Source organism: Aquincola tertiaricarbonis, from assembly GCF_023573145.1.
Classification (GTDB): Bacteria; Pseudomonadota; Gammaproteobacteria; order Burkholderiales; family Burkholderiaceae_C; genus Aquincola; species Aquincola tertiaricarbonis_B.
Genome location: NZ_CP097635.1, coordinates 2196730 through 2214623, shown reverse-complemented (window position 1 = coordinate 2214623; position 17894 = coordinate 2196730). Strand labels below are relative to the sequence as shown.

The window sequence follows — 17894 nt, the reverse complement described above, 5'->3', positions numbered from 1 at the left end:
AGCATGAACACCCTCCTTTTCAGACCCGCGCCGCTGGCGCTGGCCGCCGCCCTGGCCTGCGCCGGCCACGCCGTGCAGGCCCAGACCCTGGCAGACGCCACGCCCCAATCGGTGGAAATCACCGGCCGCCACTACGACAACGCGGTGGGCAGCAGCGACGCCGCATCGCAGGGCGTGATCCGCGCCGAGCTGCTGAAGAGCCGCCCCGCGCTGCGGCCCGGCGAGGTGCTGGAATTCGTGCCCGGCCTCATCGTCACCCAGCACTCGGGCGACGGCAAAGCCAACCAGTACTTCCTGCGCGGCTTCAACCTGGACCACGGCACCGACTTCGCCACCACCGTCAACGGCCTGCCGGTGAACATGCCCAGCCATGGCCACGGCCAGGGCTACAGCGACCTCAACTTCCTGATTCCGGAGCTGGTGCAGCGGGTGGAATACCGCAAGGGCCCCTACTTCGCGCGCAATGGCGACTTCTCGTCCGCCGGCTCGGCCGACATCGTCTACATGCACAAGCTGGACGCGCCCTTCGGCCAGTTGACGCTGGGCGAGAACGGCTATCGCCGCGGTGTGGCCGGCGCCAGCTACGCGCTGGCCAACGGCATGGTGCTGCTGGGCGCCTTCGAGGGCGCGCACAACGACGGGCCGTGGACCGTGCCCGAAGACATGAAGAAGAGCAACGGCGTGCTGACGCTGTCGGCCGGCACCGCGGCCCAGGGCTGGAGCGCCAGCCTGATGGGCTACAGCGCCACCTGGGTGGCGACCGACCAGATCCCCGAGCGGCTGATCGGCCAGACCTACCAGGGCCGCCGCTTCGGCCGCTTCGATTCGCTGGACGACACCACCGGCGGCAGCACCGAGCGCTACAGCCTGTCGGGCGAATGGCACCGCGATGACGCCGGCCACCGCAGCCAGGTGAGCGCCTATGCGATGCGCTACCGGCTCGACCTCAACTCCAACTTCACCTACGCACTGGAACGGCCCGAGACCGGCGACCAGTTCAAGCAGCGCGATGCACGCAGCGTCTACGGCTTTGCGGCCAGCCACAGCCTGCCGCACGAGCTGGCCGGCCTGCCGGCGCGCAGCGAGGTGGGCGTGCAGCTGCGCCACGACCGCATCGACGTGGGCCTGTACGACAGCGTGGCCCGCCGCATCACCGCCACCACCCGCGAAGACGCGGTGCGCGAGACGCTGGTGGGCGTGTATGGCCAGACCGCGGTGGAGCTGACGCCCTGGCTGCGCAGCGTGGCCGGCCTGCGGATGGACCAGGTGCGCAACCGGGTGGATGCGCTGACCCTGCCCGCCAACGGTGGCCGCAGCCGCGATACCCAGGTGTCGCCCAAGCTGTCGCTGATCGCCGGTCCCTTCGCGGCGCTGCCGAAGACCGAGTTCTTCGTCAATGCCGGCCGCGGCTTCCACAGCAACGACGCGCGTGGCACCACCACCCGCATCGACCCCAAGACCGGCGACGCGGTGGACACGGTGCCGCCGCTGGTTTCGTCCAAGGGCTGGGAGCTGGGTGCCCGCACCGAAGCGCTGCCCGGCCTGCAAAGCTCCATCGCGCTGTGGGCGTTGCGCTTCAATTCCGAGCTGGTGTACGTGGGCGATGCCGGCGCCACCGAAGCCAGCCAGGGCAGCCGCCGCCGGGGGGTGGAGTTCAACAACCGCTGGACGCCGGTGCCCTGGTTCCTGCTGGACGCCGACCTGGCCTGGACACATGCCCGCTTCGACAACGGCGACCGCATTCCCAATGCCGTGGACAAGGTGGCCTCCATCGCCGCCACGGTGCGCGAGCTGGGGCCCTGGTCAGCCTCCATCCAGTGGCGCTACCTGGGCAGCGGTGTGCTGGTGGAAGACAACAGCCAACGATCGAAGTCGTCGCTGACCACCAACCTGCGCGTGGGCTACCAGCTGCAGCGCAACACCTCGCTGACGCTGGACGTCTTCAACCTGTTCGACCGCAAGGTGGACGACATCCAGTACTACTACGAGTCGCAGCTGCCGGGCGAAGCAGCGGCCACTGAGGGCCGGCATGTGCACCCGGCGGAGCCGCGGAGTGTGCGGGTGACGCTGAGGGTGGGGTTCTAGCCTGGGGAAGGCGGTCAGCGCGGCGCCGGGCCTGTGTCAGGGCAGCCCGCGCTGCCAGCCGGCGGCAGCAGGTCGGTGACTGGAGGGATCTTCAGCTCCCGAAGATCTGCCAGCGCCTCGGCGCCGACGTCCTGAGGCACCACCTCGAAGGTCACAGCAGGCCGCCGGGCAGACGGCCCGATCGGCAGTGGCAAGAACACACCGCCCATCGGCACCACCACGGTCGTAGTAAGTCCTGTGGGCTGCTCTTGGTTCCAGACCGCTGCAAAGTATGTCTGCCCGGCATTCACGCAAAACGCGGTTCTCGCCGCCCAGGAGGCTTCGCGTTCGGAGGTTGGTCGCAGCTCAAACACATGGCCGCCCGGTCCCAACGCAAGCACCACGTAGCTGCCATGCGCCAGGGGTACCAGGGGCCTGTCGTCCGCCAACAGCAGGGGCGCCGCCCCGCGGCCGGTGCTGTCCAGCGTCGGGCGAAACAGATACAGCAATGCCGACGATGCTGACGGCGTCCGAATGGTGACAGGCGTTGGCGGCGACTTGGGTGGGGACGTGGCACAGCCGGCCAGGGTGAATGTCAAGGCGACCAGCATTGATCGCAAAGGGACATGAGGCATGGTAAGCATCTGGAAACTCAAAGACCGACAAGACTCAACCGCCCACGCAAGGGCGAGAACGTCACCAGCACCCCGGCGACATTGAGCACCGAGGTCAGCCAGAAGACCGAGCGGAAGGCAGGCTTGCTGGACTTGTGGCGCAGCAGCCGCTGCGCCAGCCAGGCGCCGGGCCAGCCACCGGCCAGGGCCAGCAGGTGCAGCGTGCGCTCAGACGTGCGCCAGGCACCGCGTCGGGCGGCCGACTTGTCGAGGGCATAGGCCAGGAAGGTGAGGCCGCTGAGGCCGAGGTACCCGCTGGCCAAGCGCAGCGGCAACGTCCCCAGCAGGGCAACGCCAGCGCCACCGGCCAGGCACAGCAGCACCGCCAGCCACGTGGCGGCGCCGGCCGCCGCGCCCTGCGGGCTGGCTGGGCGAGCCGGCGACTGGCGCGGCTGGATCAACCGCAGCTCGCGGGCCCGCTTGCCCTTGGCGCCGACCTCGATCTCGAACGACACCGCCTGCCGCAGCCGAGGTCTGCCCGCCCCGCGCGGCCAGGCCGACACGTGCACGAAGATCGGTTCACCCCCTTGACTTGATTCGATGTAGCCGAAACCCCGTTCGTCGTTCCAGGTGGTGAGGGTGCCTTCGAAGCGCATGAAGATGGTGTGGCGGGATGGCGTAAAGCCGCGACGATAGCGTGCCCCGCCACCCCGGCCCCTTCAGGCGCACGCGCGCCGCTTCATTGGCAGCTGAACGACGCCGCCGACTCCAGGTCGGTGGCACCGGCCTTCAGGCGCGCAACCTTCGGGTAGGGGCACAGCGGACGCGTGCGGTCGGCCGCCCAGGTGGCGGGCACGTCGGGGTTGGCACCGCCGGGCGCACCGGCACCGCGGGCGCGCGCCAGCACGCTGTCGGGGGCCTTGCCGTTCTCCACCCAGTCCACCAGCGCGGCCAGCATGTCGAACTGGTCGGTGGCCGGGCCCAGGCCGCAGTGGCTCATGCCCGGCACACGGTAGAAGCGGGCAAAGTCGGATGCGTCGCCGCCGTTGGCCGAGCGCAGGCCTTCGTACCAGGCGGTGGTGTCGTCCACCGAGAAGATGGCATCGCTGACGCCGTGATAGACCATCACCTTGGCGCCGCGCTGCTTGAGCGTGCCCAGGTCGGTCGGGTTCACCGGCTGCATGAAAGACAGGCCCGATTCGGTGTAGGTGGCATTGGTGGCGGCCACCGCGGCCAGCTTGACGTCGTTGCTCACCGTCAGCGCATAGGCCGGGCCGTTGAAGGTCGCCGGTTCGGCCGGCGGCACGCCCCAGATCATCGCGGTGGCGCCGGAGTCGATGAACTGCGGCACGGTGAAGCGCCAGAACGAGGAGTCGCCCGCGTTGTGCCCTGCGTCGTACGGGAAGCTGTTGTAGAACTTGCGGCCCGTGCCATCGACCGCACCGCTGAACATGGGCGCATAAGCCGCCTTCTGCGCCGCGGTGAAGCAGGTGCCGTCGCGCGCACCGGTGCAGGTGGGCACGTCGCGCTGCAGGTCGAAGGCGGCGCGGCAGGCTTCGACGTCCTGCACGATGCCGTCGCTGGCACCGTCCAGCGCGTCGCACCGGGCCACCACCGAAGCCGACAGCAGGCTGCGCTCGGCGGCCGTGAAGCCGGTGCTCAGGTCGGCCGGGTCGGTAGCCACCTGGGCGACGTGCCGCAGGCGGTCCATGTTGGCGATGGCCGCCAGCGGCAGCCGGTAACCCGGCGCACCGGCCAGGTAGCCGTCGTACTCGCCGGGCATGCGCGTCATCGCCACCATGGTGTGCCGGCCCGCGTTGGAGCAGCCACCGATGTACGAGCGGTCCGGCCCCTTGCCGTAGGCCTGGGCGATCAGCGCCTTGGCCATCGGCGTGAGCTTGGCCACGGCCTGGTAGCCGTAGTCCAGCCGCGCCTGGAAGTCGATGCCGAAGGCCAGGTTGCCCTGCCCGCTGTGGCCGGCGTCGGAGCTGATCACCGCAAAGCCCTTCTGCAGCGCCACGCTGGGCTGCGGGCCCGGCTGCGACCCGTAGGCGGGCCAGACGACGCCGTCGGAGCCGCCGTTGGCTTGGTAGAAGAAGCGGCCGTTCCAGGCCGTCGGCAGCCGCATCTCGAAGCCGATGGCGTAGCTGTTGCCGTCTTGCGGGCTGGTGCGGCGGAACATCTCGCCGGTGATGCGGCAATGCGCCCCGATGGGGCTGTCGGCCCAGGTGGCAGCGCCGGCGGCCACCGACTCGACGGCCGTGATGGTGGTGTTGGCGTAGGAGAAGGCGCTGGCCAGCTCGGTGCACGTGCGCAGCGCGGCACCCTGCGCCGCGGCCAGTTGAGGCAGCGGTTTGCCATCGCCACCACCCCAACAACCAGCCAGCAACACCGCGCTTGCCGCGGCCATGAAGTGAATCGGGGTCCGGCGAGATCGGCGCATGGTGTCTCCTGATGATGCGGTTAGATTGCTCCGCTAATAGTTAATCTATCGAACTACTTGCATCGAGCAGGCACACGTTTTCCCTATCCCGCAGGGACGGGCGCGCATCATCAGTTAAATCAATGAACGCTCTCTCGGCGTTCAGGCCCCCGCTCAGAACCCCAGCGTCACCCCCACGGTCACCAGCCGCGCCCGGCCAGCGCCGGCCTGCACGGCATAGGAGGTGCCGACCGTCAGGCTGGGCGTGGCGGCCCAGCGCAGGCCCAGGCCGCGCCAGGGGCGGCCGCGGTCGTCGCCGTACAGCTCGGCGCCCAGGTCCACGGTGTCGGTCAATGCCTTTTCCAGGGCCAGGGCCCAGAAGGTGCTGCGCTGGCGTTCGGCATGGTCGTGGTAGTGGCCCAGGTTGGCATGGGCGGTGAAGCCCTGGGGCAGCGGCAGCGTGCCGGCCAGGCCCAGGGCCAGGCTGTCGCGGCGAAAGGCTTCGTGGTCGTGCCGGCCCCAATGCAGGCCGCCCACCAGGGCCAGCGCGGGGTCGTCGTCGTCCTCGCCCAGCAGCCGGGCCTTGAACGACAGCAGCCCGCCCTCGTCTCGGCCGGCGTCTTCGCTGCCGCGCACGCGCACCCGCTCGGCCGCCAGCGCAGCCTGCACACCATGGCCCACGCCGCAGCTGCCTTGCACCGAGGCGCCGCGCGCCCGACCTTCCGGCCGCTGGCGCTCATGGCCGGCGTAGACCTCCAGTTCGCACTCGCCCGCCTCCAGCACGCCAGCGTCTTCGGTCGTCAACGGCCTGCCGGCCTGGGCGGTGAACGTGGCACCGGCCCACAAGGCGAGCGCGACGCAGCCGGCGTGCCATCGACGAAGGCCCCCAGTGGCGGGCGGGTGCCGCAACGGGCGGGTGGGCATCGGGAGCGACGGCAGATGCGGCATGGTGAACAACGCGGTGGCAGGCAACAAACCTGTTTTACGACGCTTCACCGCCGCACTTGAGCCGCGCCTCCCCAGGTTGAACCCTCGCCAGTGCCTCGATGGCGTCGCACAGCCGCGGCAAAGGCCGGTCGGCGGCCGCCTGGGCGGCCAGCGTGGCGCAATGCGCCGCCAGGTCGGGCCGGTCCAGCAGCGCCTGCAGACGGCGCCGCAGCCGGGCCGGGCTGGCATGGCCGGCCGGCAGTGCATCGCCCACCCCAAGCGCGCGCACACGGCGCGCGTTGTCGAACTGGTCGTGCGCAAACGGCACCACCAGCTGCGGCACGCCGGCGCGCAAGGCCTCGGCCGTGCTGCCGATGCCGCCGTGGTGCACCAGGGCCGCGGCCTGCGGCAGCAGGCTGCGAAAGCTCGCATAGGCCTGGGCCAGCACTTCGGGCGGCAGCGCCGCGGGCAGTTGCTCCGGATGGCCGGTGAGGAACACGGCACGCCGCCCCAACGCCTGCACGGCCTGCAGCGCCGCCCGGAAGTAGCCTGCTGCATGCCGATGACCGGTGCCGGGGGTGAAGACCAGCGGCGGCGGCCCGGCCGCCAGGAAGCGCTGCAGCTCAGGCGACAGCACGGCCTGGCCCGGCCGGTCGTACAGCAGAAAGCCGCCCTCCACCCGCGGCTGCGGCCAGTCGGGCTGGGCGGGGCCGAACCACGGCGCGAACAGCGTGGCCGTCAGGTCGGGCACGGCCTGCAGGTGGGCCACGAAGTGCGCGATGGGCGGCAGGCCGCGCTCGCGGCGCAGCGCATTCAGGTCGGGCACCGTCAGCGGGTCGATCAGCTGCTGGTCGATGCGCCGCCAGGCCCAGCGGCGCCAGGCCATCGGCACCCAGGCCGGCACGGCCAACGGGCCCAGCGTGAGCGGGTGGTGCACCGTGCGCAGGTTCTGCGGCGCCAGGTAGGCGCCGACGATGGGCAGGCCGGGGCGCTGCGTACGGCACAGGTCGGCCGAAGCCAAGGCCAGTGGATGGCACACCAGCAGCAAAGGCTCGTCGGGCGGCAGCGCCTGCACATGGTCGGGCAGCAGCCGTAGCCCCTCCCGCAGGTGGCGCCAGATGACGCCGAAGCCCTTGCGCGCGTCCCACAGATCGGGCTCCTGCGTCACGGCCTCGTACTGGGCGGTGCTGCCCATCGCACCAAAGCCCAGGCCGGCCTGCTGCACCAGCGGGCCGAACACTTCGGGGCACAGCACCGTCACCCGGTGGCCCCGGGCCTGCAGGGCCTGCCCCAGCGCCAGGAACGGATGGATGTCGCCCGCCGAGCCCAGCGTGGCGATGAGCACATGCAGCGGCGCTGTCATGGCGCCAGCCGGCACTGGTAGAGGCCGTCGGGCCGGGGGTCGAAGCCCAGCGCGCTGAACAGGCGCTGCGATCGCAGGTTGTCGGCGTCGATGTCGGCCAGCAGCGTGCGCAGGCCCAGCGTGCCCACCGCATGCGCCATCAGCGCGCGCAGCGCCTCGCTCATCAGCCCCTGGCCCCAGTGCGCGCGCGCCAGCAGGCAGCCCACCTGGGCCTGCAGCGCCGGCCTGTCAAAGCTGTGCAGGCCGCACGTGCCGATGAGCCGGTCGTCGGCCCGCAGCGCCACCGCCCACTCATGGGACAGTCCGGCGGCCAGCAGCCGCTCCACGCTGTCGTGCAGGCGTGTCACGTCGGCCAGGCGGGTGAAGGGCGGGTCGCTGGCATGGCGCATCACGCGCGCGTCGCCATACACGGCGAACAGGGCCTCGTCGTCGGCGCCGCGCCGCAGGGGGCGCAGCCGCAGCCGGGGGGTGTTGAACACGGGCAGGCTGACCATGGCACCATCGTAAGTGGCCCGCAGCGCCGGGCTGCGCCGATACTTCGCGCCGCCTCAGGTTCTTGACGCCACCCATGATCGACGTCGTCGTTTTCTTCTTCCTGCTCGGCCTCTTCGCCCGCCTGGTGCGCAGCGAGCTGAAGCTGCCCGAAGCACTCTACGAAACCCTGTCCATCTACCTGCTGCTGGCCATCGGCCTGAAGGGCGGCATCGAGCTGTCCAAGCAGCCGCTGGCCACGCTGGCGCCCGAGGTGGCGGCGCTGGCCGCCATGGGCTTTCTGATTCCGGTGGGGCTGTACCCGCTGCTGCGGCTGCTGCGCCTGTCGGGCGTGGATGCGGCGGCGCTGGGCGCGCACTACGGCTCGGTGAGCGTGGTCACCTTTGCCGTGGCGCAGACGGCGCTGGCCCGTGCCAACCTGCCGCTGGAAGCACAGGCACCGCTGTGGGTGGCCGTGCTGGAGGCGCCGGGCCTGCTGGCCGGCATCCTGCTGGCGCGGCTGTCGGCGGCACGCGATGCCAGCGGACCGCCGCGCTGGGGCGAGTTGGCGCACGACGTGCTCTTCGGCAAGAGCGTGCTGCTGCTGGTGGGCGGCATCGTGATCGGCGCGGTAGCGGGTGAAGCGGGCACTGCCCCCATCAAGGCGGTGTTCATCGATCCGTTCAAGGGTGTGCTGGCGCTGTTCCTGCTGGAGCTGGGGCTGGTGGCCGGCGGCCGGCTGGGCGATGTGCGGCGCTTCGGGTTTGCGGTGCTGCTGGTGGGCATCGGCGCGCCGCTGCTGCTCAGCGGCGTGGGCGCGGCCACCGGCCTGCTGCTGGGCCTGGGCACCGGCGGCGTGGCGATGCTGGCCACGCTGGCGGCCAGCGCCAGCTACATCGCGGCGCCCACGGCCATGCGCATCGCGGTGCCGCAGGCCAATGCGGCGCTGTCCATCACCGCGGCGCTGGGCATCACCTTCCCGTTCAACATCGTCATCGGCATTCCGCTCTACATCGAGCTGGCGCGCAGGCTGCATCCATGAACACACCGCTCCACACCCATCCCCGCACGCTGCTGGTCATCGTGGCCGAGGCCGCCCTGGAAAAGCCCCTGGTGCGCGACGCCCGCGCCCGCGGCGTGCAGGGCTGGACGGTCAGCGAGGTGCACGGCCGCTTCTTCGAAGGTGAACGTGAAGGCGCCTGGGAAGCCGACCGCACCATCGAGCTGAAGCTGCTGTGCGACCGCGCCACCGCCGAAGCCCTGGCCAGCGAAGTGCTGGCCCGCTATGCGCCCCACTACAGCGTGGCGATGTACTTCACGCCGGCCGAAGTGCTGCGGCCGGAGCGGTTCTGAAGCCCCGGAGGACCTGACCCATGACGAGCATCGTCCTGCGCGAGCCCGACTTCGTGCGCCAGCGCAAGCTCAACAGCTGCTGGTTCGCCTGCCTGCAGATGCTGCTGAAGTGGCACACCGGCAGCAGCGACATCCAGGACCCCGACGTGAAGCGGCTGGTCAGCCACTTCCAGGGCCGCTCGTACGACGAGATTCCGCACGCCTTCCGCACCACCCACCATGTGCGGGTGCACACGGGCAACAAGTTCGACGACGTGGACGAGATCGTGCGCTTCCTGCGGGCCTACGGTCCGTTCATGGGTGGCGGCAAGGTCGGCAAGCTGTTCGTGGGCAAGCGGCTGTTCGGCCATGCCATCCTGATCTACGGCGTGACATCCACCGGCCACGTGCTGCACCACGACCCGACGCTGGGCCCGCACTGCAAGATGAAGGGCGACAGCTACCTGCGGCTGCAGGATGGTGAGCGCCTGTTTTACGTGCAAAGCCCGCGGGTGGACATCGTCGTCGAAGGCAGCTGAAGCGCCTGATTGGGGACCTACAGGTCGGGCGCGTAGCGGCGTTCCATCTCTTCGCGCGTCTCGGGCGCCACGTTCAGGCCGGTCTGGTCGGCGATCATCTGGCCGGCGGTGGGCAGCAATTCGCGCGGCTGCTGTGCGTCGGGCTTCCACAGGCGCGAACGCAGCAAGGCCTTGGCGCAGTGCAGGTAGGCCGCCTGCACCTGCACCCGGATCACCAGCTTGGGCGCACGGCGTTCGGTGGTGCAGGCCGCGATGTCGGCCGCATCGGTCGACAGCAGCGCACGGCCGTTGACGCGCAGCGTTTCATCGAAGCCCGGAATCAGGAACAGCAGCCCGATGCCCCCGGTGTCCACGATGTTCTCCAGCGTGTCCAGCCGGTTGTTGCCCGGCGCATCGGGAATCAGCAACTGCCCGTCTTCAGTGATCTTGACGAAGCCGGGATCACCGCCGCGCGGCGACGCATCCATCTGATGGTCGGCGCTGCCGGTGGACACCAGCACGAAGGGCGACAGCGCAATGAAGCGCCTGCAGTGCCCATCCAGCGCATCGATCTGCTTGAGCACGGCGCGCGGCTGCGGGTTGTTGTACAGCTGCCGAAGCTCGGCCAGGGTGGTGATGGGCATGCGGCGGAGTCTAGTGCGCCCAGCCGGCGGCCACCACAATGAGCCCCCCAACTCAAAAGCGACCCCGAGGAGCGCCCATGACCCCATCCTTCCTGCCACGCCGCCGGCTGCTGCTGCAGCTCACGCTGGCCTTCAGCTTCACGGCCGCACAGGCGGCCTCCATGGCGCCGGTGGCTGCCGAAAACGGCATGGTGGTCACGGCGCAGCACCTGGCCACCCGCGTGGGCGTGGACGTGCTGAAGGACGGCGGCAACGCGGTGGATGCCGCGGTGGCCGTGGGCTATGCGCTGGCCGTGGTGTACCCGGCCGCCGGCAACCTGGGCGGCGGCGGCTTCATGACGCTGCAGCTGGCCGACGGCCGCAAGACCTTCCTCGACTTCCGCGAGAAGGCGCCGCTGGCGGCCACCGCCAACATGTACCTGGACAAGGACGGCAACGTGGTCAAGGGCCTGAGCACGCAAGGCCACCTGGCCGTGGGCGTGCCGGGCACCGTCTCGGGCCTGGAATATGCGCGCGCCCGGTACGGCACGCTGCCCCGCCGCGCGCTGATCGAGCCGGCCATCCGCCTGGCACAAGAAGGCTTCATGCTGCAGCCGGGCGATGCCGACATGCTGCAGGCCTCGGCCAACGACTTCCGCAAGGATCCGGCCACGGCGGCCATCTTTCTGAATCAGGGCGAGGCCTTCCAGGCCGGGCAGAAGCTGGTGCAGGCCGACCTGGCCCGCACGCTGAAGGCCGTGGCCGACCAAGGCGAGGCCGGCTTCTATCAGGGGGCCGTGGGCCGGGCGCTGGTGGCCAGCAGCCAGGCGGGCGGCGGCATCATCACCCAGGCCGACCTGGACCAGTACAAGACGCGCGAACTCAAGCCCATCGAGTGCAGCTACCGCGGCTACGGCATCGTCTCGGCGCCGCCGCCGAGTTCAGGCGGCGTGGTGATCTGCGAGGTGCTGAACATCCTCGAGGGCTATCCGATGAAGACGCTGGGCTTCCGCTCGGCGCAGGCCGTGCACTACCAGATCGAGGCGCTGCGCCATGCCTATGCCGACCGCAACAGCTACCTGGGCGACCCCGACTTCGTGAAGAACCCGTTGGACCGGCTGCTGGACAAGGCCTATGCCGGCCGCATCCGCGCCGCCATCGCGCCCCACAAGGCCGGCATCTCCAAGGAGATCAAGCCCGGCGTGCCGCCGCACGAAGGCAGCAACACCACGCACTACAGCATCGTGGACAAGTGGGGCAATGCGGTGTCGGTGACGTACACGCTGAACGACTGGTTCGGCGCCCGCGTGACGGCCGGCGGCACCGGCGTGCTGTTGAACAACGAGATGGACGACTTCACCAGCAAGGTGGGCGTGCCCAACATGTACGGCCTGGTGCAGGGCGAGGCCAATGCCATCGCCCCGGGCAAGCGCCCGCTCAGCTCGATGAGCCCGACCATCGTCACGCAGGACGGCAAGCCGGTGATGGTGGTGGGTACGCCGGGCGGCAGCCGCATCATCACCGCGGTGCTGCACACCATCGTCAACGTGATCGACTACGGCATGAACCTGCAGGAAGCGGTGGACGCGCCGCGCTTCCACCAGCAATGGTTGCCTGAATCGACCAACGTGGAAGCCTTTGCGCTGAGCCCCGACACCCGCAGCATCCTGGAAGGCTGGGGCCACCAGTTCACCGCCCCGCAACCGGCCAACCACATCGCCGCCATCCTGGTGGGCGCGCCTTCGCTGGGCGGCAAGCCGGTGGGCAACAACCGCCTGTACGGCGCCATCGACCCGCGGCGGCCGACGGGGTCGGTGGGCGGGTATTGAGCGTTGGAATGTGCGGCGCGGCGGCTCAGGCGCCGGCTGCACTGCCACGCCGGTAGTACACGTCATGCTCGCCCTCCTCTACCCGCACAAAGCCATGGCGCTGGTAGAAGCGGTTGGCATCGCTGCCGCGCAGCGCGCCCACGCGCAGGGCAGCGCCAGCTGCATCGACTTCGGCCAGCACCTGCTGCATCACCACCGTGCCGATGCCCTGGCCCTGGCGGCCTGGCTGCAGGTAGAGGTGGTCCAGCAGCCAGGCATCGGGCTGCGGGCGCAGCACCAGGAAGCCGACGCGCTCGCCGCCCGCCACGATCCAGCGTGTGAGCGTGGGGTCGAAGTCCGCCAGCAGCCGTTGGCGCGCCCGCTGTTCATCGAAGCGGCCGATGCGTTCCAGGCTGGGCCGCATGGCCGCCACCCGCAGCGTGGCCAGCGCTTCGGCATCGGCCGCTTCGCTGGGCACCAGCAGCACCGTCGGTGAGGCCGGCTTCACCTGCACGGTGTGCTCGGCGCCAGCCTCCGGCAGGTCGCGCGGCACCAGGCGCAGGTAGTCTTCGATACGCCCTTCGCTCACCGGCCTGGCCAGGGTCTGCACCGTGTGCAGCCGGCCGCTGATCTCCACGCCTTCACGCACCCGCAGCGGGATGAAACCCTGGCGCAGCCAGAAGCGCAGCGCACGGGGGTTGGTGGCCACCGCGCCCAGCCGCAGCCATTGCGCGCCCTGCGCCTGCATCCAGGCAGCGAGGGCTTGCCAGAGCCGATGGGCATCGCCGCTGCCATGGCGGTCGGTGGCCACGATGAAGAGGCCGACGTGCCACACGGCGGGCGCCAGCAGGTCGGCCACCAGGTCGGCCATGGCCACGAGGTCGCCGCGCGCGTCGGCGAATCCGACATGCCACACCCGCGTGTACGGCCAGCCGGCCGGCGGCAGGTCGTCGAACAATTCGGCCGCCTCATCCGGGCCGGCAGGGTCACCGCCCAACAGCTGGAAGTACGCCGGGTTGGCGTCGAAGAAGCGCTGCAGCCGTGCGGTGTCGGCCCTGGTCAGCGCATGCGCGCTGAAGGGCGGTGCGGTGAAGAGCGGATCGGGGTGGGCGGCCATGCGGAGACTATGAAGCGTCAGCCACCGGCCGACGCGGGCTCCAGGATCAGCAAGGTGCCCTGACTGCCCGGCGCCACCGCATGGGCCAGCCCCGGCGGCACCACGCAGAGCTCACCTGCGTGGAACGATTCGGTGCGGTCGCTCCACTGCAGACGCATGCAGCCCTCCAGCACCAACAGTGCCTCTTCGTAGTCGTGCACCTCCTCCGGATAAGCGGCGTCGTCCATGCGCAGCACCTTGACAGCCATGCACGGCAGGCGCGCCGCCACGGTGGAGCGCCAGGCCTCAGGCAGCGCTGCCGCCAGCGGCAGCAGGTCGACGCGTTGCATCTCGCTCATCCGAACACCGGCCGGAAGAAGGTGCGCTCGTAGCTCAGGAAGCAGCGCGTTTCCTTCGCGTACTTAAAGGCCACCTGGCATTCCGGGTCGGCGAGGGACTGCTGGCGGTACTGCTCATAGGCCGCCAGCGACGGGAAGCTGAACGACGCCAGCGCGACGTTGCTGGCGCCCTCGGACGGCAGCAGGTAGCCGTGGTGCACGCCGCCGAACTTGCGCACCAGCGGGATCCACAGGCGGCCGTAGTGCTCGAACTCGGCGAGCTTGTCGGGATCGATGATGTAGCGGAGGTGGCAGGTGATCATGGGTGGGGCTCCAGGCGTTGTTTGAGGATTGTCGGTGGCCTGGACTATGGTGGCTTCGGGGCAGAGCGACGGCTGTCGACCCAGAGCAGCCGCTCAACACCTTCCAAAGTGGACATTCGGTGAGTGTTCGTCCTGCCATGTCCGCAGCGCTTCGACCTCGCGTTTTTTTGCGCTCATCGCTTTGCCGGTTCAGCACCTCGCCAGCGGCGCACAGACGCAGCGGCTGCGTTACCGTGCCGCGAGCGCTTCGCTTTCCATGCCAAGTCCGCCATCTTGGGCGCTTGCCCGCCGCGCGGATCGCCTAGTCGCAAACGGTAGGCCGCGCAGATCCACCCCCCCGGGCCACCATCGATAATCGCCAGACGCCCAGCCAACCAACAACTAAGAAGGCCCATCATGTCGCTGGACCTAAAAAACCCAATCGAGCTCACCGTCAGTCAAGCCGCTCTGATTCAGGAGACCAATGACGGCCGCTTTGAGAATTTCTGCCGAGAGGCGGTGTCTGCGCTCGAAGGTGGAGCGATCATCTTCTCTACGTCCGTCTCGTGGGACCTTGGCAGGGATGGCGTGGGTGGCGGCAAGGCGCGAGGTATTTACGTCTGCGCGAGCTTGCGCGACGATGTAGACGCCAAGGCGCTGGATGACCTCAACCGCCTGTTGTGTACTACGAAGAAGATCGAGAGGGTGTACTTCTGCTCAAGTCACCGCCTCACGGAGCATCGGATCACGCTCCTGGAGACCTCGCTGGCTGAGGCCACCGACAACAAGCACTTTGAACCGCGCGTACTAAGACAGAGGAAGAAAACAGTCGGCTACGGCGCGAGAACGAGGCACTCAAACGGCAGTTGGAGCAGTCGCGCTTAGCCGCGAAGCGAAAATAGGCCAGGCAAGACGTTGCGCGAGCGCGGCCCAGCCCCTCGCTAGCGGTTTGCCTCTGACCGCTTAGGGAAGGTCTGCACAACGCGATGCGATGCGCCCGTCGAGTCGATTCGATGATCGCCAAGCGCCGTCTGGCTGCACCGAGGCGATTCGCGGCGTCTTCGAGGCCCCGTTTGGGCCTTCTGCAGCGCTCCGCAGGCCCCTGCAGGGCACCGCGTACGCACTCATCCCTGCGCACCGATCAACTGCCGCCTCGCCATCCACAGGTTTGACAGCGCGAAGAGCGTGACGATCTGCGCCGTGTTCTTGGCCAATCCTCGGTAGCGAACCTTCGTGTAGCCGAACTGCCGCTTGATCACCCGGAACGGATGCTCAACCTTGGCCCGGATGCTTGCCTTCCACTTCTCCAGGCTCAGCGCCTCGAAGTGCGGCGCGATGAACGGGTTGAGCTTGCGCCGCAGCCCTGGCCGCATGGCCACGTGCCACTGCGGCCCCTGGGCTTCGATGCGCTTGTGCACGCCTTGGTAGCCCGCGTCTCCAAAGGCGACCTCCTCGTCACCGTGCAGCAGTGCGCCGGCCTGCGTCACGTCGTTGACGCTGGCGGCCGTGCCCACGACGCTGTGCACCAAGCCGGAGTGCGCGTCCACGCCGATGTGGGCCTTCATGCCGAAGTACCACTGGTTGCCCTTCTTGGCCTGCTTCATCTCGGGGTCCCGCTCGCCCTCGGCGTTCTTGGTCGAACTCGGCGCGGCGATCAAGGTGGCGTCGACGACGGTGCCCTTCTTCATCATCAGGCCCTTGGCCTGGAGGATGTCGTTGACCACCCGCAGCATGTCGGTGGCCAAATCGTGCTTCTCCAGCAGGTGCCGAAACCTCAGGATGGTGGTCTCGTCGGGCAATCGCTCGACACCTTCGCCCAAACGAGCGAACTCACGGAAGACGGGCATGTCGTGCAGCGCCTCTTCCATCGCCGGGTCGGACAGCGCGAACCATTGCTGCAGGTAGTGAACTCGCAGCATGGTCTCGATGGGAAACGGCGGCCGTCCGGTCTTGGCCTTGGGGTAGTACGGCTCGACCACCTGCATCAGTGCCGACCACGGCACCACGCGTTCCATCTCTTCGAGGAACTCGCGCTTGCGGGTCTTCTTCGTCGACAGGTTCAGGCCAAGTCCGAGCTGCTTCATGAGCGTGATCGTCGCTGGCGCAGGGCGGTCAGGCTATTCGGATCGGCACGTAGTTGTGCAGACCTTCCCTAACAGCTGCGGAGTTCATTGGCAAACAGCAGCCGCTTGGCCCGCAGGCTGTGCGCCACGGCGATGTAGTGCCGCCCTCAGGCGAGACTGGTCATCGACGCCCATCACGCTCGCGGCGCTGCGACCGCACCGCCGCTTGAGGCTAGCCAACGTAGCGCTCTATGCGCCGATATTTTTTGTACGGGCAGTGCAACTGCCCCGCAGCTTGGCGCACTGGCAGGTCTCGACACAACGTCATTGCAATGTCCTCGACCTTGCCCGGGAAGGCGGAACCTGCCTACGCCACCGGCACCAGGATCTGTGTGGTACCGAGATAGCACTGCAAGCAACGCGGCACCATGCTGCGCAGCCAGGCTTCGAACTGGAGGAAGTCCAGGTGACCTCACCAACGCCGCAACCACTCATCAACGGCTTGCACAGCCGCATCGCGCGCCAAACAGGCTACGGCCGACCCACGACTGCAATCCCACATCTGTGCCCCCCCTGAAGGTGAGACCCGGGCGCTCTCGACTATCAATACCCAGCACTAAACCAGCGCGCTGGTTTGCAGCGCTTTGACCTGCCGATTATCCGATCTGCACTATGACCTCAGAACACGGCCCAACGACGGACACGCATCCAAACTGGCGAGGTCATGTAACGACGAGCAGCCTAGCTTACAAGCCTACGTCTGCCAGGCAGAGCTTTCACATTCATCCCTTTGGTTACGGCGAGTTGCACAATCCCATTCACCGCTGATGCGAGCTCGCCGTTAAAAATTAAATCAATACGCTTTTCTTCATACTCAACATTACTATGCGTGACATAGCGCGTCTGATGACCAATGGGGAAGCCTGCATAATGGATTTGCATGTCGTAACCCAATGTCGATCGCTTTCTGAGCCCCATATACTCTTCAATCCGCTCCTCGAATGGCTGGTATGTCAGCGTGAACCGTTCGAGCTCTTCCAAGCGCCCTGCCTCCCTGCCTCTCTCTCAAACTCGCGCCCAAGGCGCAGATCAAGCAGCTGTTCGCCTCCGGAAGGAGGCATCCTCTTAAATATGTGAGCAGTTAGCAAATAAGTGACAAGAGCCGAAACAATTGCCGAACCAATGCCAACGATAGCCAGTAGATCCATCTTGTTTACCCACGTTATTGGATGTAGCTCAAAGTGCACGGCAGAGAGGGATGCGGGCGGCCCAACCTTGACCGACAGGTCGACCCACCGCCATTAGAGCCCATACAGCAACGCTGCAATTTGCTCACTATAGTTGAGGAGCACCCATGCAGCGATCACCACACCAAGCACAATCAGATGCCCTAATGCACCCTTTGGGCGAAAAACATCCAAATACTTTAGGCCTACAACAACTGCGTTACGCTTAAATTTTGCAGACAAGAAATACGACTGAAGGCGCCGAAAGATCAGCCAAGCCGTGTAGCCGGAAGCCAAGGCAAGAAGAATCGAACGAAAGATGTCGATCAATTCCAACCCTCCATGAAAATACCTTTTGTAGTAGAGCGATACCAATCCTACGAGCATCGAGGCAACGACTGCGACGGAGGCATTGCGAACAGCAACACGTTTCTGCTCGCTTGCCGCCTCGCTCAGCTGCTCTCGAAGTTGAGAAATTTTTTGCGTAATCAATTCGGATGTTTCGTGGCGAGCCTTGTCGATGCGTTCGTCGAGCGCGTGGCCAAACTCTTTGGCGGCGTAGCAAATGAGGCCTTCCAGATCCGCTCTCGTAAGGTTTCTTTGCGCCGTTATCTCGTGGCCTGCCTTTTCAATCGCCTTTTCGAGCCGGTCACCCATGTGATCAATCTCATCTTTGAACCAAGTTGCCATAGTCGTCGACAGCGTTGTTAAACATGTTAAAGAGAAA

The 17894-nt window shown here is 67.7% G+C and carries 19 protein-coding genes; 6 read left to right on the top strand and 13 right to left on the bottom strand.

Going from position 1 to position 17894, the window contains the following annotated elements; genetic code table 11:
- The first annotated feature begins 3 nt into the window (after window positions 1-3).
- A complete protein-coding gene (locus tag MW290_RS10220; protein WP_250194558.1) occupies window positions 4-2085 on the top strand; it encodes a TonB-dependent receptor in 2082 nt (693 codons plus the stop codon).
- 14 nt (window positions 2086-2099) lie between these two features.
- Here the strand turns inward: MW290_RS10220 and MW290_RS10215 are convergent, their stop codons facing one another.
- The 6 genes from MW290_RS10215 to MW290_RS10190 form a co-directional block, all read right to left on the bottom strand.
- A complete protein-coding gene (locus tag MW290_RS10215) occupies window positions 2100-2663 on the bottom strand; it encodes a DUF2846 domain-containing protein (protein ID WP_250194557.1) in 564 nt (187 codons plus the stop codon).
- A 53-nt stretch (window positions 2664-2716) separates the two neighbouring features.
- Window positions 2717-3334: a cold shock and DUF1294 domain-containing protein gene (locus MW290_RS10210; protein ID WP_250194556.1), complete on the bottom strand. Its 618-nt coding sequence runs from the start codon at window positions 3332-3334 to the stop codon at window positions 2717-2719.
- A gap of 83 nt (window positions 3335-3417) precedes the next feature.
- Window positions 3418-5088, bottom strand: coding sequence for a tannase/feruloyl esterase family alpha/beta hydrolase (locus MW290_RS10205; RefSeq protein WP_250194555.1), 1671 nt, complete (start codon window positions 5086-5088; stop codon window positions 3418-3420).
- A gap of 186 nt (window positions 5089-5274) precedes the next feature.
- A complete protein-coding gene (locus tag MW290_RS10200; protein WP_510532245.1) occupies window positions 5275-6024 on the bottom strand; it encodes a PA4824 family protein in 750 nt (249 codons plus the stop codon).
- Between the two features lie 58 nt (window positions 6025-6082).
- On the bottom strand, window positions 6083-7390 hold the full coding sequence (locus MW290_RS10195) for a glycosyltransferase (RefSeq protein ID WP_250194553.1): 1308 nt from the start codon (window positions 7388-7390) through the stop codon (window positions 6083-6085).
- Window positions 7387-7884 (bottom strand): GNAT family N-acetyltransferase, encoded by a 498-nt coding sequence (locus tag MW290_RS10190; protein ID WP_250194552.1) that lies wholly within the window; start codon window positions 7882-7884, stop codon window positions 7387-7389. Before MW290_RS10190 ends, MW290_RS10195 begins: the two co-directional genes overlap by 4 nt.
- 74 nt (window positions 7885-7958) lie before the next feature.
- On the opposite strand from MW290_RS10190, the gene MW290_RS10185 reads away from it, so the two are divergent.
- Genes MW290_RS10185 through MW290_RS10175 form a run of 3 tightly spaced genes read left to right on the top strand, consistent with a single transcriptional unit; the run spans window position 7959 to window position 9732 of the window.
- A complete protein-coding gene (locus MW290_RS10185) occupies window positions 7959-8903 on the top strand; it encodes a sodium-dependent bicarbonate transport family permease (RefSeq protein ID WP_250194551.1) in 945 nt (314 codons plus the stop codon).
- Window positions 8900-9214 carry a P-II family nitrogen regulator gene (locus tag MW290_RS10180; protein ID WP_250194550.1) on the top strand — a complete coding sequence of 105 codons (315 nt, stop codon included), beginning with the start codon at window positions 8900-8902 and terminating at the stop codon, window positions 9212-9214. The genes MW290_RS10185 and MW290_RS10180 overlap by 4 nt, the downstream gene beginning before the upstream one ends.
- 20 nt (window positions 9215-9234) lie before the next feature.
- The gene (locus MW290_RS10175) at window positions 9235-9732 is read left to right on the top strand and encodes a papain-like cysteine protease family protein (RefSeq protein WP_250194549.1); all 498 of its coding nucleotides are present in this window, start codon (window positions 9235-9237) and stop codon (window positions 9730-9732) included.
- 17 nt (window positions 9733-9749) lie between these two features.
- Here MW290_RS10175 and MW290_RS10170 read toward each other — a convergent pair whose 3' ends face one another.
- A complete protein-coding gene (locus MW290_RS10170) occupies window positions 9750-10355 on the bottom strand; it encodes an MSMEG_1061 family FMN-dependent PPOX-type flavoprotein (RefSeq protein ID WP_250194548.1) in 606 nt (201 codons plus the stop codon).
- A gap of 77 nt (window positions 10356-10432) precedes the next feature.
- On the opposite strand from MW290_RS10170, the gene ggt reads away from it, so the two are divergent.
- On the top strand, window positions 10433-12163 hold the full coding sequence (gene ggt / locus MW290_RS10165) for a gamma-glutamyltransferase (protein ID WP_250194547.1): 1731 nt from the start codon (window positions 10433-10435) through the stop codon (window positions 12161-12163).
- Window positions 12164-12188: 25 nt separating this feature from the next.
- Here the strand turns inward: ggt and MW290_RS33130 are convergent, their stop codons facing one another.
- The 3 genes from MW290_RS33130 to MW290_RS10145 are packed head-to-tail and all read right to left on the bottom strand — an operon-like array spanning window position 12189 to window position 13899.
- A complete protein-coding gene (locus MW290_RS33130; RefSeq protein WP_310740071.1) occupies window positions 12189-13259 on the bottom strand; it encodes a GNAT family N-acetyltransferase in 1071 nt (356 codons plus the stop codon).
- A 17-nt stretch (window positions 13260-13276) separates the two neighbouring features.
- Entirely contained in the window at window positions 13277-13597 is a 321-nt protein-coding gene (locus MW290_RS10150; protein WP_250194546.1) for a cupin domain-containing protein, read from the bottom strand.
- Window positions 13594-13899: an NIPSNAP family protein gene (locus tag MW290_RS10145; protein WP_250194545.1), complete on the bottom strand. Its 306-nt coding sequence runs from the start codon at window positions 13897-13899 to the stop codon at window positions 13594-13596. Before MW290_RS10145 ends, MW290_RS10150 begins: the two co-directional genes overlap by 4 nt.
- A gap of 396 nt (window positions 13900-14295) precedes the next feature.
- Here MW290_RS10145 and MW290_RS10140 point away from each other — a divergent pair, with 396 nt between their 5' ends.
- On the top strand, window positions 14296-14763 hold the full coding sequence (locus MW290_RS10140; RefSeq protein ID WP_250194544.1) for a hypothetical protein: 468 nt from the start codon (window positions 14296-14298) through the stop codon (window positions 14761-14763).
- Between the two features lie 239 nt (window positions 14764-15002).
- Here the strand turns inward: MW290_RS10140 and MW290_RS10135 are convergent, their stop codons facing one another.
- The 3 genes from MW290_RS10135 to MW290_RS10125 form a co-directional block, all read right to left on the bottom strand.
- Window positions 15003-15962: an IS5 family transposase gene (locus tag MW290_RS10135; RefSeq protein WP_250194543.1), complete on the bottom strand. Its 960-nt coding sequence runs from the start codon at window positions 15960-15962 to the stop codon at window positions 15003-15005.
- A 720-nt stretch (window positions 15963-16682) separates the two neighbouring features.
- Window positions 16683-16982 (bottom strand): hypothetical protein, encoded by a 300-nt coding sequence (locus tag MW290_RS10130; protein WP_250194542.1) that lies wholly within the window; start codon window positions 16980-16982, stop codon window positions 16683-16685.
- Window positions 16983-17242: 260 nt separating this feature from the next.
- On the bottom strand, window positions 17243-17824 hold the full coding sequence (locus tag MW290_RS10125) for a hypothetical protein (protein ID WP_250194541.1): 582 nt from the start codon (window positions 17822-17824) through the stop codon (window positions 17243-17245).
- Between the last annotated feature and the right edge of the window lie 70 nt (window positions 17825-17894).

What these genes read in the sequence shown, in the direction of transcription:
- MW290_RS10180 (WP_250194550.1), top strand. Translation starts at nt 8,900, where the DNA reads ATGAACACACCGCTCCACACCCATCCCCGCACGCTGCTGGTCATCGTG.
- MW290_RS10150 (WP_250194546.1), bottom strand. Translation starts at nt 13,597, where the DNA reads ATGAGCGAGATGCAACGCGTCGACCTGCTGCCGCTGGCGGCAGCGCTG.
- MW290_RS10145 (WP_250194545.1), bottom strand. Translation starts at nt 13,899, where the DNA reads ATGATCACCTGCCACCTCCGCTACATCATCGATCCCGACAAGCTCGCC.
- MW290_RS33130 (WP_310740071.1), bottom strand. Translation starts at nt 13,259, where the DNA reads ATGGCCGCCCACCCCGATCCGCTCTTCACCGCACCGCCCTTCAGCGCG.
- ggt (WP_250194547.1), top strand. Translation starts at nt 10,433, where the DNA reads ATGACCCCATCCTTCCTGCCACGCCGCCGGCTGCTGCTGCAGCTCACG.
- MW290_RS10195 (WP_250194553.1), bottom strand. Translation starts at nt 7,390, where the DNA reads ATGACAGCGCCGCTGCATGTGCTCATCGCCACGCTGGGCTCGGCGGGC.
- MW290_RS10210 (WP_250194556.1), bottom strand. Translation starts at nt 3,334, where the DNA reads ATGCGCTTCGAAGGCACCCTCACCACCTGGAACGACGAACGGGGTTTC.
- MW290_RS10135 (WP_250194543.1), bottom strand. Translation starts at nt 15,962, where the DNA reads ATGAAGCAGCTCGGACTTGGCCTGAACCTGTCGACGAAGAAGACCCGC.
- MW290_RS10175 (WP_250194549.1), top strand. Translation starts at nt 9,235, where the DNA reads ATGACGAGCATCGTCCTGCGCGAGCCCGACTTCGTGCGCCAGCGCAAG.
- MW290_RS10170 (WP_250194548.1), bottom strand. Translation starts at nt 10,355, where the DNA reads ATGCCCATCACCACCCTGGCCGAGCTTCGGCAGCTGTACAACAACCCG.
- MW290_RS10125 (WP_250194541.1), bottom strand. Translation starts at nt 17,824, where the DNA reads ATGGGTGACCGGCTCGAAAAGGCGATTGAAAAGGCAGGCCACGAGATA.
- MW290_RS10200 (WP_510532245.1), bottom strand. Translation starts at nt 6,024, where the DNA reads ATGCCCACCCGCCCGTTGCGGCACCCGCCCGCCACTGGGGGCCTTCGT.
- MW290_RS10220 (WP_250194558.1), top strand. Translation starts at nt 4, where the DNA reads ATGAACACCCTCCTTTTCAGACCCGCGCCGCTGGCGCTGGCCGCCGCC.
- MW290_RS10185 (WP_250194551.1), top strand. Translation starts at nt 7,959, where the DNA reads ATGATCGACGTCGTCGTTTTCTTCTTCCTGCTCGGCCTCTTCGCCCGC.
- MW290_RS10190 (WP_250194552.1), bottom strand. Translation starts at nt 7,884, where the DNA reads ATGGTCAGCCTGCCCGTGTTCAACACCCCCCGGCTGCGGCTGCGCCCC.
- MW290_RS10205 (WP_250194555.1), bottom strand. Translation starts at nt 5,088, where the DNA reads ATGGCCGCGGCAAGCGCGGTGTTGCTGGCTGGTTGTTGGGGTGGTGGC.
- MW290_RS10140 (WP_250194544.1), top strand. Translation starts at nt 14,296, where the DNA reads ATGTCGCTGGACCTAAAAAACCCAATCGAGCTCACCGTCAGTCAAGCC.